A 19,615-nucleotide genomic window follows, 5' to 3' on the forward strand; every position below is an offset into this window, starting at 1 on the left:
GCACGGGTGTTCCGCTGAAGATGTCGGGAACCAGCAGTTTCTGCGTTTCCATGTGGTGGGGAGAACTCTTGTGTAACGATGCCGCGCATCGAGAGCCGGTGCCGGTTGGCGGCGCCGGACACGAGCGCATTGGGGGATCGGGAATGAAACGGCGCTTCATCGCAGGCCTTATGTTCGTCACTGCGGGAATCTTGACGGTGCCGGCGGTCGGAACCGCCGCCGCGGAGGGGATAGACCTGGACCCGGGGCCGAAGCTCTGTCTACTGATCTACCCTCCGGAGCCGGGCTGTGAATTCGGGGGCAACGGCTCCAGCTTCGGCAGCATCGACCTCGCGGCGCTGCTGGGGCGGCTCACCAATGCACTGGGCAGCGTCCAGTCGTAAGTTCCCGACCAGGGACGAGGGGATGCGGATCCAGTGGATCCGCATCCCCTCGTTCGTCCGCCGCCGGTATCAGCCCAGAACGGGGGACTGGGCGCGAGCGCTGGTTTCCGCGGCTGCGCTTCCTCGAACGACGCGCTGCGGGAGAGCGCCTCGAAGGCATTCCCTCGAAGCGGATGAGGCTGCCGTGACGGCTAGTCGACGCAACGCTCATACGGAAGTACGACGTGCTGAACCGATTCGGCTTCTGAGTCATGCGCCATAAACACCACCGTCAGCCGGCGGGGGTGCGCAGTTCAGGGGAGTCGATCGAAATCCTCACGCACACATGGATATTCGGCATTATCCATGACGGTGGTGCGGACGTCCGCCGGAGCCGGCGGGGCAGCGTGGTCGGTCTCGCGACACCGTATACCGGCTGGCGCGACCGTGCATGTGCGCGACGCGCGTAATGTCGCGAGTTCACGTATCCGGTGTCGCTGCAGATCGTGCGAGTCGGTACGACGTCGACTGATCCGGCACGCGAATCTCGGGAGCTGCACCGATCGGCGGCCGTCGGGTGCCGCGTCCGCAGGGCACCGCTGGGCGTTGGGCGGACCCGCCGCGCCCGAGTTGACCTCCCGCGCCCACGATTTCGCCCGCGGGAGGTCGACTCGGGCGCGGGACCGGGTTCGAGGTGGTGCACCGCGTGGGTGCGACACCCGGACACCGTCGGGGTCCACTCGGCTCCTGGGGGGCCGCCCGAAACGCATTACTTGACATAATGTGGATTATCGGCGAAACGGTGAACTGCGGAAATGCTGCAGGCTCGGCCGATTCGGCGCCGCCGCCGACTGGGACGTCGTCACTGCCGCAGCGCTCGTGCACGCATCCATTGCGCGCGTCGACTGTCGCGCCGCCACGACGACCGCCCGTGTGTCGCCGTTCCGTTCGCGCGACGGATCGCGTCGGCGGGTTCCGTCGCGGTACGGCGTGCATCATGTCGATACCGCCTCGGGCCGTCGCGCGACGATGCCGTCTGCCGGCCGGCGTCCGACTTCGGTACGCCTCGGCGTCACCGGGTCGCCGCGCCGACGCTCTCCCGCCCTGCCCGGCGCACCCCGTCAAAACGTCACAGTGACGTAATCCCTGGCGTTGGCGGGGTCCGATGATCACGCGCAACGCCCGAAGTTGCGCAGGTTACGTGGAACAATGACGCTGTGACTCGCGCGTCGAGACCGGGCGGTGCGGATCAACTCGGCGGGTCCGAGTTGATCGTCGAGTCCTGCCGTACGAGTGACCGGCTGGAGACGCTCGTCGAGGCCCTGCTGGACGTCACGTCGGGCCTCGGGCTGCCCGACACCCTCCGTCGCGTCGTGCGTGCCGGAATGCGACTGACGGGTGCGCGGTACGGCGCGTTCGGTGTCCGGGACGATTCCGGGACCCGGCTGGCGCAGTTCGTGCACGAGGGCATCGACGGGGAGACGGTCGAACATATGGGCGAACTCCCCCGCGGCCGCGGCGTTCTGGGTGTGGTGTTCGACAATCCCGAGCCGCTGCGGCTCGACGACCTGGCGCGGCATCCCGCTTCCGGGGGCTTCCCGGCCGGACATCCACCGATGCGAACGTTCCTCGGGGTTCCGGTCCGGGTTCGCGGCCGGGTGTTCGGGAACCTGTACCTCACGGAGAAGGAATGCGGGGCGGCGTTCACCGTGGACGACGAAACCCTCGTCCGCGCACTGGCATCGGCCGCCGGCACCGCGATCGACAACGCTCGGCTCTACGACCAGTCGCGGGTGCGGCGGCGGCGGCTCGAGGCGTTGCAGGACGTCAGTACCGAGTTGCTGGCGGGCGGAGATCCGCGGCGCGCGCTGCAACTGGTGGCCGACCGGGCGCTCGCGCTCACGGACTCGGACCAGTCGTTCCTGGCGATGCCCGCCGAACCGGATGCGCCGCCTGCGGGTGTGGTCGAACTCGAGATTGCGGTGGCCGCCGGTCCCGAGTCCGCGCGCGCCGTCGGGCGTCGGCTCCCGGTCACGTGTTCGAGTGCCGGCCGGGCGTTCCGGACGCGCACGCCGAGCAACTTCGACCGTCTCGAGTACGCCCCGTTCGACCATGCGCTCGATGCGTTCGGGCCGGCGCTGATCGTCCCCCTGCGGGCCGCGGGCGCCGTCACCGGCGTCCTCGTGACGATGCGGCGGCGTGGGCGTCCGGCGTTCGACGCGGACCAGTTGGCGTTGATGACGTCGTTCGCGGACCAGGCGGCGCTGGCGTTGCGGTTGGCTGCGGCGCAGCGCGAGAAGAACGAGTTGCAGCTGCTCGCGGACCGGGACCGGATCGCCCGCGACCTGCACGACCACGTGATCCAGCGGCTGTTCGCGGCAGGATTGTCGTTGCACGGGACGTTGACACGGGTCGAGTCGTCGGATCTGCGTGGCCGGATCGATTCGACGATCGACGAGTTGCAGGCCGTCGTCGGTGACATTCGCACAGCGATCTTCGATCTGCACGACGGCTCCGGGGAACCCGAGTTGCTCGGGCGGCGGGTGCGGCGCGCCGTCGCGGACCTGACCGCGGACAGCTCGATGGGAACAGATGTTCGATTGGAGGGGCGGCTCGCGGACCTGTCCCCCGTCCTCGCCGACCACGTCGAGGCGGTGGTGCGCGAGGCGGTGGCCAACGCGGTGCGACATTCGGGGGCCGAATCGGTGCGCATCGTGGTCGATGTCGGTGACCGGGTGACGGTGGAGGTCGTCGACGACGGGTCCGGTGTCGGGGAACCCGGCGACCGCAGCGGTCTGGCCAACCTGGCGGCGCGTGCCGAGGAGGTCGGGGGGACGTTCGAGTTCGGTTCGAGGAGCGCCGGCGGGACTCGGCTCTGCTGGTCGGCACCCGTGGCGGAGTGAGCGGAGGGACTGGGCATGGTGGCGGTCGGTGCGTCGCGCGATCCCGATTGCGAACTGTGCGCGTTGACCGCGGCGGCGGGCGAGGCCGGCGAGTGGCTGCTGATGTACACCGGGTTCGACCCGGAGACGGAGGGTCGGCGGGAGGCGCTGCTGACGCTGGCGAACGGGTACATGGGCGCACGCGGTGCGTTGTCGGAGTGCCGGGCGGACGGTGTCCACTACCCGGGTGTGTACGTTGCGGGCTGCTACAACCGTCTGACCTCGATCGTCGACGAGATGCGCCACGAGGACGAGAGCCTGGTCAACCTTCCGAACTGGACCGGGGTGACGTTCCGCACTGCGGGTGGTGAGTGGTTCTCCCCCGCAGGCGGATTCGAGTACGAGCATCACCATGTGGGGCTCGATCTGCGAGGTGGGGTGCTGCTGCGGGAGTCGGTCGTCGTCGACGGCCAGGGGCGACGCACGCGGTTGCGTCAGCGGCGGATCGTGTCGATGGCGGCCCCGCATCTGGCGGCGGTGGACACTGTCGTGCGCCCGGAGAACTGGTCGGGCACCCTGGCGCTTCGTTCGACCCTGGATGCGGACGTGCGGAACGCGAATGTTCCGGACCTGTTCCGGTTCGCCGACCGGCACCTGACCGAGGTGACTGCCGGCGGCCTGGGGGCGGACATGATCTGGCTGCGAGCGGAGACGAGTCAGTCGCGGGTACAGGTGGCGCAGGCGGCCCGGACGCGGGTGCGGGTGGACGGGATGGGGGTGGCGGCCACGCATTCGCGGCGGTTCGCGCCGGAGGCGGTCAGCGATCACGTCGCGGTGGAGGTGCGGCGGGGGCAGCGCGTCGAGATCGAGAAGGTCGTCGCGGTGTACACCTCACGGGATCGGGCGATCTCGGAGGCGGTGGCGGCGGCGCAGGAGTCGGTGAACACGTCGCGGGGGTACGAGGCGTTGTTGGCCGCGCATGTCGAGGCGTGGGACACGTTGTGGCGTCGGTTCGCAGTGTCGTTGGACACGGGTGTGCGGTCGCGGCAGGCGGCGAACGTCCAGATCTTCCACGTGCTGCAGACGTTGTCGCCGCACACCGCCGATCTGGACGTGGGTGTGCCGGCCCGTGGCCTGCACGGCGAGGCGTACCGGGGTCATGTGTTCTGGGACGACGTGTTCGTGTTCCCGCTGCTGAACATGCGGCTGCCGGAACTGACCCGGGCGCTGTTGCTGTACCGGTACCGGCGGCTGCCGTACGCGCGGCGGTTGGCGGCCGCGCAGGGGCTCAGCGGCGCGTTGATCCCGTGGCAGAGCGGCAGCGACGGCCGGGAGGAGACTCCGCGGGTCTTCTTCAACCCGCGGTCGGGTCGGTGGATGCCGGATCATTCGCGCCGCCAATACCACGTCAACCTGGCGGTCGCGTACAACGTGTGGCACTACTGGGAGGCGACGGCGGATCTGGGGTTCCTCGCGGTGTTCGGCGCGGAGTTGTTGGTGGAGAACGCGCGGTTCTGGGCGAGTCTGGCGGTGTACGACCCGGTCGCGGATCGGTTCGACATCCGCGGGGTGATGGGTCCGGACGAGTTCCACGACGGGTATCCGGACCGGCCGGGCACCGGAATCGACAACAGCGCGTACGTGAACGTGATGCTCGCGTGGTCGTTGGCGCGGGCGTTGGACGCGTACCGGATCCTCGGCGAGAACGAGGACGTGGGGCTGTGGGAGCGGCTCGACGTCGACGACGCCGAGCTCGAGTTCTGGGACCGGCTGCGCCGGCGGTTGCGGTTGTGCTTCCTGGACAACGGGCTGCTCGCCCAGTTCGAGGGCTACGAGTCGCTGGCGGAGCTGGATTGGGAGGCGTACCGGGCGAAGTACGGCAACATCGGCCGGTTGGATCTGATCCTGGAGTCCGAGGGCGACAGCTGTGTCCGCTACCGGGCGTCCAAGCAGGCGGACGTGCTGATGCTGCTGTACCTGTTCACCGCCGAGGAGTTGACGTCGCTCATCGAGGAGTTGGGTTACCCGTTCGACCCGGAGACGATCCCGGACACCGTGGAGTACTACCTGGCGCGGACGACGCACGGGTCGACGCTCAGTCGGGTCGCGCACGCGTGGGTGCTCGCGCGCGGCAATCGGCGGGGTTCGTGGCAGATGCTCGGCGAGTCGCTCGAGGCGGATCTGTCGGACACCCAGGGTGGGACCACGCGGGAAGGGATCCATCTGGGTGCGATGGCGGGGAGTATCGACATCCTGCAGCGCTGCTACACCGGGTTCGACATCCGTGGCGACGTGCTGTGGCTGCATCCGCTGCTGCCCGACGAGCTGCGGGTTCTCGAGTTCGACATTCGGTACCGCGATCACTGGATCCATCTGCGGTGCGATCACAAGGAGCTGACCGTGTCGACGAAGGCGAGTGCGGCTGCCCCGATCCGGGTCGACATCCACGGTCACGAGTACGAATTGGCGGCCGGTGAATGGGTCACCGTCGCCGCGGACTGGTCGTGAGAGGGCGGTGCGTGTGGACAGGGAGGCGGGTGCGGCGGTGAACGGGGACACGGACAGGACCGGCGTCGTGGTCGGGGTCGACGAGTCCGGTGCGGCGTTCGATGCGCTGGACTGGGCGGCCCGGGTGGCCGGGATGCGGCGCGCTCCGCTGCATGTGGCGCACGCGTTGCCGACCCCCGGTGTGTACCTGAGTGGGGCGGCGGTGCTGGTGCAGGCGCAGTTCGACGAGCAGCTGCGGGAGTCGGCGGAGCAGGTCGCGGCGCGGGCGCGGGAGGAGCTGCGCTCCGCTCATCCGGACGTCGAGTTCACCGCCGCGATCTATCCGGGCCCGCCGGCGTCGGCGTTGCTCGAGGTCGGCGCGGACGCGGAGCTGATGGTGCTCGGCGCGACGGGCGCCGGCACGATCGGTGCGGCGCTGGTGGGGTCGACGGGCCAGCGGGTCGCCAATCACGCGCGCTGCCCGGTGGTGATCTGTCGGGGCAGCCGGGTGCCGGCGGGTGATCCCCGGCCGGTCGTGGTGGGGGTGGACGGCAGCGAGTCGAGTCTGCGGGCGGTGGCCGTGGCGTTCGAGTACGCGGCGCTGTTCGGTGTCCCCCTCGTCGCCGTCCACGCGTGGGGTCCGGATCGTCCGGTGGACCGGCACGGGGCCTTCCGGCTGGTGGATTGGGCGAAGGTGGAATCGGAGGCGCGGGCCGTCCTGGGCGAGGGCGTCGCCGGGTGGGCCGAGGACTACCCGGACGTCGTGGTCGACGAGCGCCTCGAGCGGACGAGTCCCGGGCGGGTGCTCCTTAGGTATTCGCGGCGGGCGCAACTGGTGGTGGTCGGGAGCCGGGGGCACAGTCGGCTCCGCGGGGTGCTGCTGGGTTCGACCAGCCAGAATCTGCTGCACCACGCCGAGTGCCCGGTGATGGTGTGCCGCGTGACCCACGAGGACCCCGAGTGACGAACGGCCCTCCCCTGTTCCGTGTGATCGGAGTCGAATGGGGTGTGCAGCCGGTTTCGTGGTTGCACGACAGCGAGGAGTGGTCATGTCGAATGTTCCCGCGCGTCGCCGGTCCGTCTTCCCCGATCTGACCGAGTTGTTCGACGCCTTTCCGGTGACCGGGTTCCGTCCGCCGTTCGGCGGCAACCTGATTCGGGTCGAGGACCGGGTCGAGGAGGACAAGTACGTGCTGCGGGCGGAGCTGCCCGGGCTGGATCCGGCGACGGACATCAAGGTCAGTGTGCAGGACGGTGAGTTGACGATCGAGGCGGAACGGTCCGAGGAGAAGTCGGAGGGCGGTCGATCGGAGTTCGCGTACGGGTCGTTCAGCCGGACGGTGACGCTGCCGGCCGGTGCGGACGAGGACCAGGTCGAGGCGAGCTACTCGAAGGGCATTCTCGAGGTGACGGTGGGTCTGGCGGCGAAGGAACGCGGCGCCAAGCACATCGAGGTCAAACCCGGCGACTGACGTTCATCGGGACCGCACCACCAGCAGCGGGCAGGTCACGGTGTGCAGCAGTGCGGTGCTGGTCGATCCGAGGGTCATGCCCTGGAACCCGCCGCGCCCGCGGCTGCCGACCACGATGAGCCGCGCCCCGGTGCCGTGCATGAGGAGGTTGCGTACGGGACGGTCCTGCACGACGATCGTGCGGACCGCGACGTCGGGGTATTTCTCCTGCCAGCCGGCGAGGGCTTCGGCGAGGACCGCGCGTTCGGCGGCTTCGGTGGACGGCCATTCGATCCGGTCACCGCGGTTCGGTGGGGCGGTCCCGAACACCGCGAGGTCGCGATCGGACCAGGCGTGCAGGGCGACGAGTTCCGCGTGGTGCAGCGACGCTTCCTCGAACGCCGCGGCGGTCGCGGGTTCGCCGGCCGGTGAGCCGTCGACGCCGACGACGACCGGTCCGGTCAGGGCCGGCTCGCCGGGGTTGGGCCAGCCGGGGACGACCGCGACCGGGCAGCGGGCGTGGCGTGCGACGGCGGAGGTGACCGACCCGGCGAGCCCGCTGGTGAACTCCCCGAGCCCGCGGGTGCCGAGCACGATCATCCGTGCGGACTCGGCGTGCTCGAGCAGCGCCTGGGCGGGGGCCAGTCGGGACAGTTCGGTCCGCACCTCGACGGTGTGCTGCGGGTCCTCGACCGCGACGAGTTCGCGGGCGTCGGCGACGGCGCGCTCCCCCGCGATCTGCAGGTCGTCGATGAACGGGGAGCCCAGTCCGATGCCGCCGGTGCTCACGCTCGACACCAGGAGCAGCGCGTCACCGCGGATCCGGGCTTCGTGGGCGGCCCAGCGGACCGCGTCGCGGGACGTGGTGGAGCCGTCGACGCCGACGACGATCGGGGCGGTGATCATGGGTGGCTCCTCGGTGGTGGTGTGGGGGCGGTCAGCGCGCGGACCAGGTCGAGGCGGGTGATGGTGCCGATCGGGGTGAAGCCGTCGACGACGGGCACCACGTAGGTGTCGGTGTCGGCGAGCGCGGCGGCGACGTGTGCGATGTCGGTCTCGGCGCGCATCGCGAGGACCGGGGTGGTCATCGCGTCGGCGACGGCGCCGTGCACGGCAGTCACGAGGTCGGTGTCGGACAGGACCGCGCGGATGCGGTCGAGCAGGTGGGTGGCGGTGAGGATGCCGACGAGATGACCGGCCGCGTCGACGACCTGGAGTGTCGCTTCGGGGGCGGCGTCGAGCAGGCGGGCGGCGTGCGCGAGCGTGGCGTGTTCGGGGACGGTGACGACCCGTCGGGTCATGATGTCGCCGGCGCGCATCACTCACTCCCCGGCTCTGGACGTGGTGCGTGCGTGGTCGAGGAGGATGCGCCGTTCGGCCGCGGCGACGACGCGTCGGGTGCGGGTCGCGGAGTCGGGTGTCACGGACACCGAGGTGATGCCGCGGCGGACGAGGTGTTCGGCGAGTCGGGGGTCGGTGGAGACGGCCTGCCCGCACAGTGACGTGGTCAGCCCGGAGGCGCGGGCGCGGTCGATGATGCGGTCGATGGCGTCGAGGACGGCCGGGTCCATGGTGTCGAACAGGTCCTTGCACACCTCGGAGTCGCGGTCGACGCCGAGCATCAGCTGGGTCAGGTCGTTGCTGCCGATGGAGACGCCGTCGATGCCGAGCTCCGCGTAGGCGGGGATCCAGTAGGCCACCGACGGGACTTCGGCCATGATCCACCGGTGCATGCCACGGTCGGCGCCGAGCGGGTGGGCGTCGAGTTGGGCGAGGCATTCGGCGAGTTCCCAGCGGGTGCGGACGAACGGGATCATCAGGTGCACGTTCGGCAACCGCTGCCGGACCCGGTGCAGCACGTCCAGGTCGAGGGCGAACAGTTCGGGTTCGCGCACGTACCGGAAGCAGCCGCGGTAGCCGATCATCGGGTTGTCCTCGTCGGGTTCGACGTCCCCGCCCTCGAGTTCGGCGAACTCGTTCGAGCGCAGGTCGACGGCCCGGTAGACGACGGGGCGGGGCGCGAACGCGGCGGCGATGTGCTCCACGCCGGCGGTCATGTCGTCGACGTACTCCTGGCGCCGGCCGGCGGCGATCATCGCCGCGGGGTGCTTGCCGCCGAGGGCGCCGGTGATCATGAATTCGGCGCGCAGCAGTCCGACGCCGTCGACGTCGGTGGCGGCGACCGACTCGGCGGCATCGGGGGTGGCGAGGTTGACGTACAGCGCGGTGGCCGTGGTCTCGTGGGTGGCGGCAACCGGGGACGGTGCGGCCGGTTCGGTCCGGGTGGGCTGTGCGGGGGTGACGGCGCCGGCGTACACGGCCCCGCTGCCGCCGTCGACGGTGACGAGCGCGCCGTCCTCGATGATGCTGGTGGCGTCGTGGGTGCCGACGACGACGGGGCGCCCGAGTTCGCGGCCGACGATCGCGGCGTGGCAGGTCACTCCGCCGCCGTCGGTGACGATCGCCGCGGCGCGACGCAGCACGGGCAGCCAGTCGGGCCGGGTCATGGGGGCGACGAGGATGTCGCCGTCGGCGAGCCGCCCGGAGTCCGCGAGGGCGGTCAGGACGCGGGCGGTGCCGGTCGCGGTGCCGGGGCCGGCGCCGAGACCGCGGACGAGTGGCGTCCGGCTGTCGCGGGCGGGTTCCGAGGTGGGTTCCGTTGCGGACGAGGTGTCGACGGTGTCGCCGAGCGTGGTGATCGGGCGGGTCTGGACCAGCCACAGATGTCCGTCCTCGACCGCGAACTCGAGGTCCTGCGGGGCGCCGTAGTGCTTCTCCACGGCGGCAGCGAGTTTCGCAATCTCCTGAACGTGTTCGGTGTCGAGCACCTGCCGTGCGCCCTCGGTGGGTGACAGGTCCACCTTCCGGTCGCCGGCGGGACCCGGCCGGATCGCGAACGCCTGGGCACCGATGTGCTTGTCCACCAAAGCGAAATCGTCCTTCGACAGCACATACGTGTCGGGCTCGACCTGGCCGCCCACGATCACCTCGCCGAGGCCGACGGCGGCCTCGACGACGATCCGGTCCCGCGCGCCGGTGCGCGGATCGGCGGTGAACGCGACCCCCGAGCGGTCCGAGCGCACCATCTGCTGGACGACGACCGCGATCGACGGCTCGTCGTCGTAGCCGCGCAGGATGCGGTAGGTCAGGGCGCGTGGAGTCCACAGGGACGCCCAGCAGTCGCGGACCGCGTCGATCAGCGCATCGTCGCCGACGACGTCGGTGTAGCTCTCGTGGATGCCGGCGAACGAGGTGTCGGCGGCGTCCTCGGCGGGCGCGGAGGAGCGTACGGCGACCGGAACGCCTTCGCCGAGATCGTCGTAGGCGCGGCAGATCTCGGTGCGCATCTCGTCCGGGAGGGTCACGGAGCGGACGAGGGCCTGCAGTTCCCGCGACTCCCGGGTGAGGGTGGCGTCGTCGGCCCCGCGGCAGGCGGCGCCGCGGGTGGTCAGCTCGCCACGGATGCCGGCGGCGTCCATCGCGGCGAGGTACGCCTGCTCGGGGATGGCGAACGCCGGCGGCACCGGGAAGTTCCCGCGGGTGAGTTCGCCGAGGTTCGCGGCCTTGCCGCCCACCGATGGGGCGTCCGCGGGGCCGAGACGGTCGATCGACGCGGTCCACCGCTGTCCCGTCGGGGACGACTGCGCTGTCATCTTCGCTCCTCGGTGTGGATGCGGATGCCTGTTCTCAGCAAACACCCGGCGCCTGCCGGGCCACAGGGCCCAAGGTCATCGGTCGGCCGACCGGGGTGCGAGGGCACTACGGCCCTTGTCGTGGTACTGGGCGGCGACGAGACTTGGTGAATGGTGGCCGTTCCCGGAATCGAGGAGATTCGCGGCGCGGTGATGACCGCGTGTCGGGCGCCGTCCCTGCACAACAGTCAGCCGTGGCGCTGGCGGATGGTCGACGGGCGGCTGGAACTACACGCGGACGTCGCGCGTGCGGTTCCGGTGGCGGATCCACTGGGCCGCCAGATGGTGATCAGTTGCGGCACCGCGCTCCACCACTTCGAGGTGGCGGTGACGCGGTACGAGGTCGGCGCGGTGGTCGAGCGGCTGCCCGACCCGGAGGATCCGATGCACCTGGCGTCGATCACGTTCGCGCCGTTGTCGGCGAGCCGGGTGGCGGCGACCGAGGAGACGATCGTGGCGATGCGCCGGGCCATCGACCGCCGGCGTACCGACCGCCGGCCGTTCGGTGAACCGGCGTCGAAAGACCTGGGCGGGCTCGGCGACGACGTGGTGGAACTGTTCGCGGCATCGCTGACGATGCTCGGGGACGACGGCGCCGCGCGCCTGGCGGAGGCGGCCCGGTGCAGCGCGTCGGTGCGGCGCTACGACCCGGCGTACCACGCGGAGCTGTACTGGTGGGCCGGGCACGCACCGTCCGCCGAGGGCATCCCGGACTCGGCGCTGCCGGTCGAGGGCGCCGTCCCTGTGGGACGGGAGTTCCCGATCGGGACGCTCACCTCGCCGTCCCCGGGCCCGGACCGGGCGGCGCTCGCGGTGATCAGCACCGACGCCGACACCCGGCTGGACTGGCTGCGCAGCGGCGAGGCCCTCTCCCGCCTGCTGCTCACCGCCACCGCGCGCGGCATGGCGACGTGCCCGGTCACCCATCTCACCGAGGTCGCCGCCAGCCGGCGCATCGTCCGCGACGCGGCGGCGGCCGGCGGCGAGGAGCGCGAATTCCCGCAGGTGGTCGTGCGCCTGGGGGTGGGCGCCGGGGGCGCACTGCCGGTGACCGGGCGCCGTCCGGTCGACGAGATATGGACGGGATGATCCGTCCCGTCGGCGCGGCGCCGTGGGTTGCGGGTCAGGGGCCGGGCGGCCCGACCGCGGGGCCGTCGCCGACCGCCGGCGGGCTGTCGCTCTCGGAGGACCCGTGGTCGTAGGCGTCGCGCGCGAACTCCTCGATCGTCACCGGTTCCGGCCCCTCCACGATGGGGTCCTTCTCCCAGTCGTGGTCCTCCGGGATCGCGCTCGGACCGGGTGCGCTCGTCGCTCGATCACCGCCTGCCGGTTCGGAGACGCTCGCCGCGGCACCCACGACGACCACACCTCCGATGGCGATCGCCCCGGCCGCCACGGCACCCATCAGAACCTTCCCCACCCTGCACCTCCAGTTCGCGTGTGCAGGTTACCGCTCCGCGGCGTCCTCGGGTTCCGCGCCCGTCGCGTCGCCCAGCACCACGCACGGTCGCCGGCACGCGTAGGCGTAGGCGATCGCGTCGGTCACCGCGATCGACGCCCCGGCGAGAAGGAAGATCTGCTCGTCCGGCCTGTCCACGGCGCGTCCTCTCCACCTGCCCGGTCAGGACCGGACGATCATCAGCGGGCACGTCGCCGAGTGCAGCAGCACCGTGCTCGTCGAGCCGATCAGCATGCCCGCGAAGCCGCCGCGGCCGTGGGTGCCGACCACCAGCAGCACGGCGTCGGCGGCGCGTTGGCGCAGTTGCTCGGCCGAGTTCCCGCGGACCACGACCCGGGCGACGGGCGTCTGCGGGTAGCGCTCGGCCCACCCGGCGAGGCTCTCCGCGAGGACGGCCTGCTCGGCCACCTCGACCTCGTCCCACGGCAGGTCGAGTTGGTCGTCGAACACCGTCGACAGGGTGAACGGCGACCACGTGTGCATCGCCACCAGCCCGACGCCGCGCAGTGACGCCTCCTCGAGCCCGACCGCGAGCGCGGGGCGGCTGTTCTCGGTGCCGTCGATGCCGACGACGACCTCCCCGACGCCCGCGACCCGCTCGGCCGGTTCGCGGATAACGACCACCGGGCAGTGTGCGTGGGCGGTGAGCGCCACGGCCACCGAGCCCGCGAGCGCGGCGGTGACCTGTCCGAGGCCGCGGCTGCCGACGACGACCATGCGGGCGGACTTGGACTCCTCGATGAGGGCGGGGCGGGCCGGTCCGGTGAGGATCTCGCTGGTGATCTCGGTGACCGGCGTGGCGCTCTCGACGGTCCGGGCGATCGCGGCGGCCCGGTCGAGGTGCCCGTGTACCGCGCGGTCGCGGTCGGCGAAGTAGCTCGGCGGCAGCCGGATGCCGTCGCCGTACGGGGTAGGCGCCCCGAGCGCGGCGACGAGGTGGATCGGGCATCCGTGGAGCCGTGCTTCGCGGGCGGCCCAGTTCACGGCGGCGAAGGACGACGCGGAACCGTCGATTCCGACGACCACCGGTGCTTTCGTCTCGACTGTGTCCACGGCGGAACCTCCACACATTCGAGTGCCCCCATCGTCGCCGCGACCGCGGCGGGCGGGTAGGGCCGGAAGTCACCCCGCCGGAACGTCCACGGGGTCGGGGCGGGCGGATCGTCGTACCATCAGCTCATACGCACCCCGGGAGGTGCCGAAGATGCTGACAGTGTTCCTCGTGGACGATCACGAGGTGGTCCGCCGCGGCCTCGCCGAACTCGTCGACGCGGACGACGACATGCAGGTGGTCGGTCAGGCCGAGACCCGGTCGCAGGCGCTGGCCCGGATCCCCGCGCTGCGACCTGACGTGGTGTTGCTCGACGTCCGCCTGCCCGACGGCAGCGGCATCGACGTGTGCCGACAGCTGCGGACGCGGATGCCGGACCTGCGCTGCCTGATCGTGACGTCGTTCCGCGACGAGCGCGCGATGCGGGAGGCGGCGGCCGCGGGCGCGAAGGGGTACGTCGTCAAGGACATTCGTGGCATGCAGCTGATGGAGGCGGTGCGCGAGGTCGGTGCCGGTGGCACGCTGCTGCCGGCGCCCGCGCCCGCCGGCGGTCGGCCTCGCCGCCCCGTCCCGCTTCCGGAGGAGCTCACGGCGCAGGAGCGCCGCCTGCTCGCGCTGCTCGGCGAGGGGCTCACCAACCGGCAGATCGCGGCCCGGATGTTCCTGGCGGAGAAGACGGTCAAGAACTACGTCTCGCGGCTGCTGGCGAAGCTGGGCGTCGAGCGCCGCACCCAGGCCGCGGTGCTCGCCGCCCGCCTGCAGATCGTCACCGACCCGCGCTGACGGCCCGTCCCCGGTCCCGGTGCCGGGCACGCTTGTGCAGATAGTCCGCGCCCAGCAGCGCGGGCATTCCGGCCACGGCGATCGCCCAACCGGCGATCGACGGCGGGGACTGCCCCAGAAGCGCCGCGACGGGGCCGACCGTGAGGAGCCCGACGAGGACGACGAACTCCGCCGCCACCGCCCACACCAGCAGCCGGTTGGTGAACCAGCCGAGCTGCCACACCGGACGAGTGGCGCTGCGGCACGCGAACGCGTTCGCGATCTGGCCCAGGACGACGGCTGTGAAAGCGGCGCCGGAGGCGGTGACCAGGACCGATCCGTCCGGCGGATCCCCACCGAGGTGCCATCCGGCGATCGCGAGCACCGTGAGGAAGGCCGCCATCTCGGTCACCGACTCGGTGGGCCCGAGGACACCGAACACCCGGTTGAGGAGTGTGCGGTCCATCAGGTGTCGGCGTTCGGGGCGGCGCGACATCACGCCCCGACTCGGGGGCTCGCCGCCGAGGGCGAGCGCCGGGAGGAGGTCGGTGACGATGTCGATGCACAGGACCTGCAGGACCCCGATCGCCAGCGGTACCCGACCACCCGACAACGCCCAGACCACGAACGGCGTCAGTTCCGCGACGTTCGCCGTCAGGTGATAGGTGAGGAACCGTCGGATGTTCGCGTAGGTCGCGCGGCCCTGTTCGACGGCCGCGACGATCGTCGAGAAGTCGTCGTCGAGCAGGACGAGGTCGGCGGCCTCGCGGGCGACATCGGTGCCGCTGCGCCCCATCGCGACGCCGATGTCCGCCTCGCGGAGGGCCGGTCCGTCGTTGACGCCGTCACCGGTCATGGCGACGACGTGCCCACGTGCCTGCAGGGCGCGGGCCACGGCGAGCTTCTGTTCTGGTGACACCCGGCTCACGACGACCCCGTCGCGGTCGAGGAAGTCACCGAGGGCGACGTCGTGTTCGGGGAGGTCGCCGCCCTCCACCACGACCGGGCGGGTAACGCCGTCGACGAGGCCGATCTCGCGGGCGACGGCGACGGCCGTCGCGGGGTGGTCGCCGGTGAGCATCACGACACGGATGTGGGCCCGCCGGGCCGCCGTGAGCGCGGCGGGGACGGCCGGCCGGGGCGGGTCCTCGATCCCGAACAACCCGACGAGGGTCAGGTCCCGTTCGAGGTCGTCGGCGGTGGCGTCGCCGGCGGCGGGCGCGGACAGGTCGCGCACGGCGGCGGCCAGCACCCGCAGCCCGCGACCGGCCATGTCGTCCACCGCGCGGCGGGCGTCGGCGAGCGCATCCGGATCGGGTCGGGCGCACCGCGGCAGCACCGAGTCCGGCGCACCCTTGAGCATCAGCGTGCGCCCAGAGATCGCCGATTCGCGGCGCCGCCGGGGGTCGAACGCGTAACGGCGCTCCGGGGTGGCCCGGGGCGCGCCGACGGGGCCGCTCACCCGGCGGGCGAATGCGTCGAGGGCGCCCTCCATCGGGTCACCGACAACCGACCACGTCCCGTCGGTCGACACGAGGCCGCCCTGCGACGCCGTCACCGCCACCGTCCCGAGGTGCCGCGCCGCCGTGACCGCCGCGTCCGGGCCGCTGACCTGCCCGGTCGGTTCGTAGCCCTCGCCGGTGACACGGACGGTGCCGGACGGTGTCCACGCCTCGGTGACGGTCATCCGGTTCTGGGTGAGCGTGCCGGTCTTGTCGGTGCAGATCACCGTCGTCGAGCCGAGCGTCTCGACGGCCTCGAGGTGCCGGATGAGCGCGTTCCGGTGCGCCATGCGTTGGGCCCCCATGGCGAGCGAGAGCGTCACCGTCGGCAGCAGCCCCTCGGGGACGAGCGCCACGGTCACACCGACCGCGAACAGGAACCCGTTGTGCGCGGGAGCGCCGACGAGCAGGGACAGGCCGAAGAACCCGATGCCGACGCCGATCGCGATGATCGCGATCGTCCGCACCACCCGGTGCAGTTCGGCGGCGAGCGGGCTGCGGGGGCGACGCACGCCGGCGGTGAGGGCGGCGATCCCGGCGAGCCGGGTGTCGGAGGCGGTCGCGACGGCGACGGCCTCCCCCTGCCCGCCCATCGCGTAGGTTCCCGCCCACACGCGGCCGCCGGCCGCCTCGTGCACCGCCTCGCTCTCGCCGGTGAGTGTCGATTCGTCGAGGGCGAGAGCGTGCGCGACGACCACGGTCCCGTCCGCGGGCACGCGATCCCCGCTGGCGAGCACCATGACGTCGCCGACCACGACGTCGGCGGCGCCGACGGTGCGGAGTTCCCCATCCCGCCGTACCGTCACCGCCGACGGCAGCAGGTCGCGCAGCCGCTCGGACGCCTTCTCGGCGCGTTCCTCCTGGACGAAGGCGAAGACGCCGTTGACGACGATCACCACGACGATCGCGACGGCCAGTTGCGGCATCCCGGCGACCGCGGCGAGGCCGGCCGCGACCCACAGCATGATCGCGAAGAAGTGGGTCAGCTCGGCGGTGAGCTTGCGCCAGGCCGGGACCGGCCGCGCCGCCGGGAGCCGGTTCGGGCCGTCCTCGCGCAACCGTGCTGCCGCGACCTGGGAGGTCAGACCCGCCGCTCCTGGGGTCGCCAGGACGTCGAGTGCATCCGTGGAAGCTCGTGCCATCGTCCGCTCCGCCCCGTCAGCTGTGGAACCGCCCCCGTTCGAGGGTGCTCGGCGACCGGTCCGGCAGGTAGGGGCCTTCGTCACCGGTCACGACGGCTGCGGGTTCTCCCACCGGGCGGTGGCCGCCCCGAGGGACCGTTCGACCGCCCCGCCGGTGTCGATGTCGGTGGCCTCGGGCCAGGCGTCGGCCCGGTCGGCCATCGCCCGCGCGACGGCCGGGGTGGCCTCGGAGTCGTGGTCGCGGCCGGTGGCGGCGCGGTCGCGCAGGCGTCGTTCGGCGACGTCCGGCGGGGCCACGCACCGCAGCGGCACCAGGTCGGCTCGGGCCGCCTCGGCCGCCTCGGCGGCGCGCTTGCGCCAGTCGGCGTCGCTCCAGGACGCGTCCAGGACGACCGACACCCCCCGGTCCAGGTGTGAGCGGGCCCGGTCCAGCAGCGCCTCGTACACGCGGGCGGTCGCCGCGGCCGAGTACCGGCCGCGGCCGAAGCCCGGGTCGGGGTCGGCGGCGCGGTCCGCGGCGAACAGGTCGCGCCGGATCGCGTCGCTCGACACCAGCACCGCGCCCACCCGTTCGGCGAGGCCCCGGGCGACGGTCGACTTCCCGGTGGCGGGCAGGCCGCCGACGATCGCCAACCGGACGGCGCCGCGGTCGAGGTGCGCCTCGGCGAGCGCGGTGTGGCGCAGCGCGTCCTGCGTCGACTCCGCGCGGCCCTGCAGGTGTCGGACGCAGTCGACCTTCGCGCGCATGAACGCGCGGTACGCGACGTAGTGGTGCCGCAGCGAGTCCGGGGCCGGGTCGGCGGCGGCCGCCGCGTACCGGTCGAACAGCCGACCGGCCAGGTCGGGGCGGCCGAGGAAGTCGAGATCCATTGCCAGGCAGGCGATGTCGTCGAGGCCGTCGAGGTAGCGGAGGCGGTCGTCGAATTCGAGGCAGTCCAGGATGCGGGGGCCGTCGCCCTGCCAGAAGATGTCGTCGGCCAGCAGGTCGCCGTGCCCGTCGACGATGCGCCCGGCCGCGAGGCGTTCGGCGAACAGCGCCGCGCGGCCGTCGAGGTACCGCCCCACGCGCCGCTCCAGGGCGTCGAGTCGGTCGTCGTCGAGGATGTGCTGGTCGAGCGCGCGGGTCTCGCGGATGTTGTTGCGCCACCGTCGGCGCACCGCGGTCGCGGCGCCCTCCGTGTCGATGTCCGGCCCGCGCAGCGCCCCGGCGTGGAAGCGGGCGACCGTGTCGGCGATCGCGTCGATCCGGTCCCCGCAGTCGCCGCGCTGCACCAGCGCCGAGAGCCGGGCGTCCTCGGGCATCCGGCGCATCACCACCATCGGCTCGCCGCCCGCAGCGCAGGGATCGGGCAACTCGCCGACGCCCAGGTAGACGTCGGGTGCCAGGCGCCGGTTCAGCTCGACCTCGCGGGCGCACACGGCGCGCCGGGCGTCACGGCTGCGGAAGTCGAGGAACTCGGTGCGGATCGGCTTCTTCGTCTTGTACACGCGGTCGCCGAGGAGGAACACCACCCCCGAATGCGTCTCGTGGACGGCGGCGTACGGCTGCCCCTCGGTCGCGTCCACCGACGCTCAGCCGGCCTCGCCGTGCTCGTCGTAGTGGCCCTCGTGTTCCGCGTGCCGGTGGCCGTCGTGGAGGTAGTCGACGTGGTCGCCGTGCTGGATCTTCTCGTGTCCGCAGTTCTCGCCGTGGACGTGCGGATGATCGGACGGATCGTGCGGATGGTGCTCGGATGAGGTCATGGTCCCTGCCTCTCGGTCGTCTCCACCCTGACGCTGTCCACGCTAGTGGCGTGGGTGGCGCGGTGGTAGAGGTTCTCGATCTCCTCGCGACGGCACGGCCGAGTGCCCGGGGTCGTGAGCATGGCGGACCCCGCGGCCATGCCGAGGTGGACGGCGTCGTGCAGCGGCCGGCCGCGCGCGAGCCCCACGGTGATCCCGGCCAGCATCGCATCGCCGGCGCCGACACCGCTGCGCACGGCGACCGGGACCGCCGGGAATCGGGTCGCGGAGTCGGCGGTCACGGCCAGGGCGCCGCCCGCGCCCAGCGACAGCACCACCACCTCGCAGCGCCCGGTGGCGACGAGTTCGCGGGCGGCGCCGGCCTGCGCCGCCTCGTCGGCGAGGTCGCGGTCCACCAGTTCCCGTAGTTCCCGGATGCTCGGTTTGAGCAGGTACACCCCGGCGCCGCTGCGGCGTAACGGCTCTCCCGACGTGTCGAGCACGCATCGGGCCCCGAGGTCGCGGGCCATCGCGGCGACGCGGTCGTAGAAGTCCGGGGGGCAGCCCGGCGGCAGGGTCCCGCTGGCGACGACATATCGGGCGTCGCGGGCCGCCTCGGCGAGCAGTGTCAGGCACCGCTCCTGCTCGGCTCGGCTCAGGTGGGGTCCGGGCAGCACGAACCGGTACTGGTCGCCGGTGCGGTACTCGTCGACGGTGAAGCTCTCCCGGGTGGCGCCGGCGATCGGCACGCGGCGGGTCCACACGCCCTCGCGATCGAGGAGTTCGCCGAGCACCGTGCCGGTCGCCGAGCCGACCGGGAACACCGCGACGACGGGCTCGCCGAGCACCCGCACGGTGCGGGCCACGTTGATGCCGCCGCCACCCGGGTCGTACCGGGGCTCGGCGCAGCGGATCTTGTCGGTCGGCCCGACCCGCTCCGCATTCGTCGAGATGTCCAGCGCCGGATTCATGGTGAGCGTGACGATCGCCGGCATCGCAGGGCGCCTCCTCGGACCCGGGCCGGTGGGCGCCCGCTCCTGCGTCCGATCGTGGGCGGTGCGGTCGGGCCCGCACAGGGTCGAACGGCCCTTTACAGAGGGTGC

At 72.1% G+C, this 19,615-nt stretch carries 17 protein-coding genes; 7 read left to right on the forward strand and 10 right to left on the reverse strand.

The window, feature by feature from the left end; genetic code table 11:
- Window positions 1–20 precede the first annotated feature (20 nt).
- The 5 genes from EGT67_RS14395 (at window position 21) to EGT67_RS14415 (ending at window position 7,203) form a co-directional block, all read left to right on the forward strand.
- On the forward strand, window positions 21–383 hold the full coding sequence (locus tag EGT67_RS14395; RefSeq protein WP_127916770.1) for a hypothetical protein: 363 nt from the start codon (window positions 21–23) through the stop codon (window positions 381–383).
- Between the two features lie 1,196 nt (window positions 384–1,579).
- Window positions 1,580–3,265 carry a sensor histidine kinase gene (locus tag EGT67_RS14400; protein ID WP_206612392.1) on the forward strand — a complete coding sequence of 562 codons (1,686 nt, stop codon included), beginning with the start codon at window positions 1,580–1,582 and terminating at the stop codon, window positions 3,263–3,265.
- A 15-nt stretch (window positions 3,266–3,280) separates the two neighbouring features.
- Window positions 3,281–5,752 (forward strand): glycoside hydrolase family 65 protein, encoded by a 2,472-nt coding sequence (locus tag EGT67_RS14405; protein ID WP_127916771.1) that lies wholly within the window; start codon window positions 3,281–3,283, stop codon window positions 5,750–5,752.
- A 37-nt stretch (window positions 5,753–5,789) separates the two neighbouring features.
- Window positions 5,790–6,695 carry a universal stress protein gene (locus EGT67_RS14410; RefSeq protein WP_127916772.1) on the forward strand — a complete coding sequence of 302 codons (906 nt, stop codon included), beginning with the start codon at window positions 5,790–5,792 and terminating at the stop codon, window positions 6,693–6,695.
- 85 nt (window positions 6,696–6,780) lie between these two features.
- Window positions 6,781–7,203 carry an Hsp20/alpha crystallin family protein gene (locus EGT67_RS14415; RefSeq protein WP_127916773.1) on the forward strand — a complete coding sequence of 141 codons (423 nt, stop codon included), beginning with the start codon at window positions 6,781–6,783 and terminating at the stop codon, window positions 7,201–7,203.
- A gap of 3 nt (window positions 7,204–7,206) precedes the next feature.
- On the opposite strand, the gene EGT67_RS14420 is transcribed toward EGT67_RS14415, so the two are convergent.
- From EGT67_RS14420 to ppsA, 3 genes are read right to left on the reverse strand one after another with little or no spacing between them, the layout of a single operon-like run.
- Window positions 7,207–8,088 carry a universal stress protein gene (locus tag EGT67_RS14420; RefSeq protein WP_127916774.1) on the reverse strand — a complete coding sequence of 294 codons (882 nt, stop codon included), beginning with the start codon at window positions 8,086–8,088 and terminating at the stop codon, window positions 7,207–7,209.
- On the reverse strand, window positions 8,085–8,501 hold the full coding sequence (locus EGT67_RS14425; RefSeq protein WP_127916775.1) for a CBS domain-containing protein: 417 nt from the start codon (window positions 8,499–8,501) through the stop codon (window positions 8,085–8,087). Before EGT67_RS14425 ends, EGT67_RS14420 begins: the two co-directional genes overlap by 4 nt.
- A 3-nt stretch (window positions 8,502–8,504) precedes the next feature.
- Window positions 8,505–10,835: a phosphoenolpyruvate synthase gene (ppsA, locus tag EGT67_RS14430; protein WP_127916776.1), complete on the reverse strand. Its 2,331-nt coding sequence runs from the start codon at window positions 10,833–10,835 to the stop codon at window positions 8,505–8,507.
- A 150-nt stretch (window positions 10,836–10,985) separates the two neighbouring features.
- Here ppsA and EGT67_RS14435 point away from each other — a divergent pair, with 150 nt between their 5' ends.
- On the forward strand, window positions 10,986–11,963 hold the full coding sequence (locus EGT67_RS14435) for an Acg family FMN-binding oxidoreductase (protein WP_127916777.1): 978 nt from the start codon (window positions 10,986–10,988) through the stop codon (window positions 11,961–11,963).
- A 34-nt stretch (window positions 11,964–11,997) separates the two neighbouring features.
- On the opposite strand, the gene EGT67_RS14440 is transcribed toward EGT67_RS14435, so the two are convergent.
- The 3 genes from EGT67_RS14440 to EGT67_RS14445 are packed head-to-tail and all read right to left on the reverse strand — an operon-like array spanning window position 11,998 to window position 13,386.
- Window positions 11,998–12,294 (reverse strand): hypothetical protein, encoded by a 297-nt coding sequence (locus EGT67_RS14440; RefSeq protein WP_127916778.1) that lies wholly within the window; start codon window positions 12,292–12,294, stop codon window positions 11,998–12,000.
- A gap of 27 nt (window positions 12,295–12,321) precedes the next feature.
- Window positions 12,322–12,471: a hypothetical protein gene (locus tag EGT67_RS25100; RefSeq protein WP_164877569.1), complete on the reverse strand. Its 150-nt coding sequence runs from the start codon at window positions 12,469–12,471 to the stop codon at window positions 12,322–12,324.
- Between the two features lie 24 nt (window positions 12,472–12,495).
- The gene (locus tag EGT67_RS14445; RefSeq protein WP_241566037.1) at window positions 12,496–13,386 is read right to left on the reverse strand and encodes a universal stress protein; all 891 of its coding nucleotides are present in this window, start codon (window positions 13,384–13,386) and stop codon (window positions 12,496–12,498) included.
- A 151-nt stretch (window positions 13,387–13,537) separates the two neighbouring features.
- Between EGT67_RS14445 and EGT67_RS14450 the strand changes: the two genes are divergently transcribed.
- Complete coding sequence (locus EGT67_RS14450) at window positions 13,538–14,167, forward strand: response regulator transcription factor (RefSeq protein WP_127916780.1); 630 nt, start codon at window positions 13,538–13,540, stop codon at window positions 14,165–14,167.
- On the opposite strand, the gene EGT67_RS14455 is transcribed toward EGT67_RS14450, so the two are convergent.
- From EGT67_RS14455 to EGT67_RS14470, 4 genes are all read right to left on the reverse strand, one after another.
- Complete coding sequence (locus EGT67_RS14455) at window positions 14,151–16,790, reverse strand: cation-translocating P-type ATPase (RefSeq protein ID WP_127916781.1); 2,640 nt, start codon at window positions 16,788–16,790, stop codon at window positions 14,151–14,153. The two genes, EGT67_RS14450 and EGT67_RS14455, sit on opposite strands and share 17 nt — an antisense overlap.
- Window positions 16,791–16,877: 87 nt before the next feature.
- Window positions 16,878–18,356, reverse strand: a complete 1,479-nt coding sequence (locus EGT67_RS14460) for a bifunctional aminoglycoside phosphotransferase/ATP-binding protein (RefSeq protein ID WP_127916782.1) — start codon at window positions 18,354–18,356, stop codon at window positions 16,878–16,880.
- A 6-nt stretch (window positions 18,357–18,362) separates the two neighbouring features.
- Window positions 18,363–18,533: a zinc transporter permease gene (locus tag EGT67_RS14465; RefSeq protein ID WP_127916783.1), complete on the reverse strand. Its 171-nt coding sequence runs from the start codon at window positions 18,531–18,533 to the stop codon at window positions 18,363–18,365.
- Entirely contained in the window at window positions 18,530–19,507 is a 978-nt protein-coding gene (locus tag EGT67_RS14470; protein ID WP_127916784.1) for a 1-phosphofructokinase family hexose kinase, read from the reverse strand. Before EGT67_RS14470 ends, EGT67_RS14465 begins: the two co-directional genes overlap by 4 nt.
- Window positions 19,508–19,615: the final 108 nt, after the last annotated feature.

The organism is Prescottella agglutinans (assembly GCF_004011865.1).
Classification (GTDB): Bacteria; Actinomycetota; Actinomycetes; order Mycobacteriales; family Mycobacteriaceae; genus Prescottella; species Prescottella agglutinans.

What these genes read in the sequence shown, in the direction of transcription:
- EGT67_RS14395 (WP_127916770.1), top strand. Translation starts at nt 21, where the DNA reads ATGTCGGGAACCAGCAGTTTCTGCGTTTCCATGTGGTGGGGAGAACTC.
- EGT67_RS14405 (WP_127916771.1), top strand. Translation starts at nt 3,281, where the DNA reads ATGGTGGCGGTCGGTGCGTCGCGCGATCCCGATTGCGAACTGTGCGCG.
- EGT67_RS14415 (WP_127916773.1), top strand. Translation starts at nt 6,781, where the DNA reads ATGTCGAATGTTCCCGCGCGTCGCCGGTCCGTCTTCCCCGATCTGACC.
- EGT67_RS14420 (WP_127916774.1), bottom strand. Translation starts at nt 8,088, where the DNA reads ATGATCACCGCCCCGATCGTCGTCGGCGTCGACGGCTCCACCACGTCC.
- EGT67_RS14425 (WP_127916775.1), bottom strand. Translation starts at nt 8,501, where the DNA reads ATGCGCGCCGGCGACATCATGACCCGACGGGTCGTCACCGTCCCCGAA.
- ppsA (WP_127916776.1), bottom strand. Translation starts at nt 10,835, where the DNA reads ATGACAGCGCAGTCGTCCCCGACGGGACAGCGGTGGACCGCGTCGATC.
- EGT67_RS14435 (WP_127916777.1), top strand. Translation starts at nt 10,986, where the DNA reads ATGGTGGCCGTTCCCGGAATCGAGGAGATTCGCGGCGCGGTGATGACC.
- EGT67_RS14450 (WP_127916780.1), top strand. Translation starts at nt 13,538, where the DNA reads ATGCTGACAGTGTTCCTCGTGGACGATCACGAGGTGGTCCGCCGCGGC.
- EGT67_RS14455 (WP_127916781.1), bottom strand. Translation starts at nt 16,790, where the DNA reads ATGGCACGAGCTTCCACGGATGCACTCGACGTCCTGGCGACCCCAGGA.
- EGT67_RS14465 (WP_127916783.1), bottom strand. Translation starts at nt 18,533, where the DNA reads ATGACCTCATCCGAGCACCATCCGCACGATCCGTCCGATCATCCGCAC.
- EGT67_RS14470 (WP_127916784.1), bottom strand. Translation starts at nt 19,507, where the DNA reads ATGCCGGCGATCGTCACGCTCACCATGAATCCGGCGCTGGACATCTCG.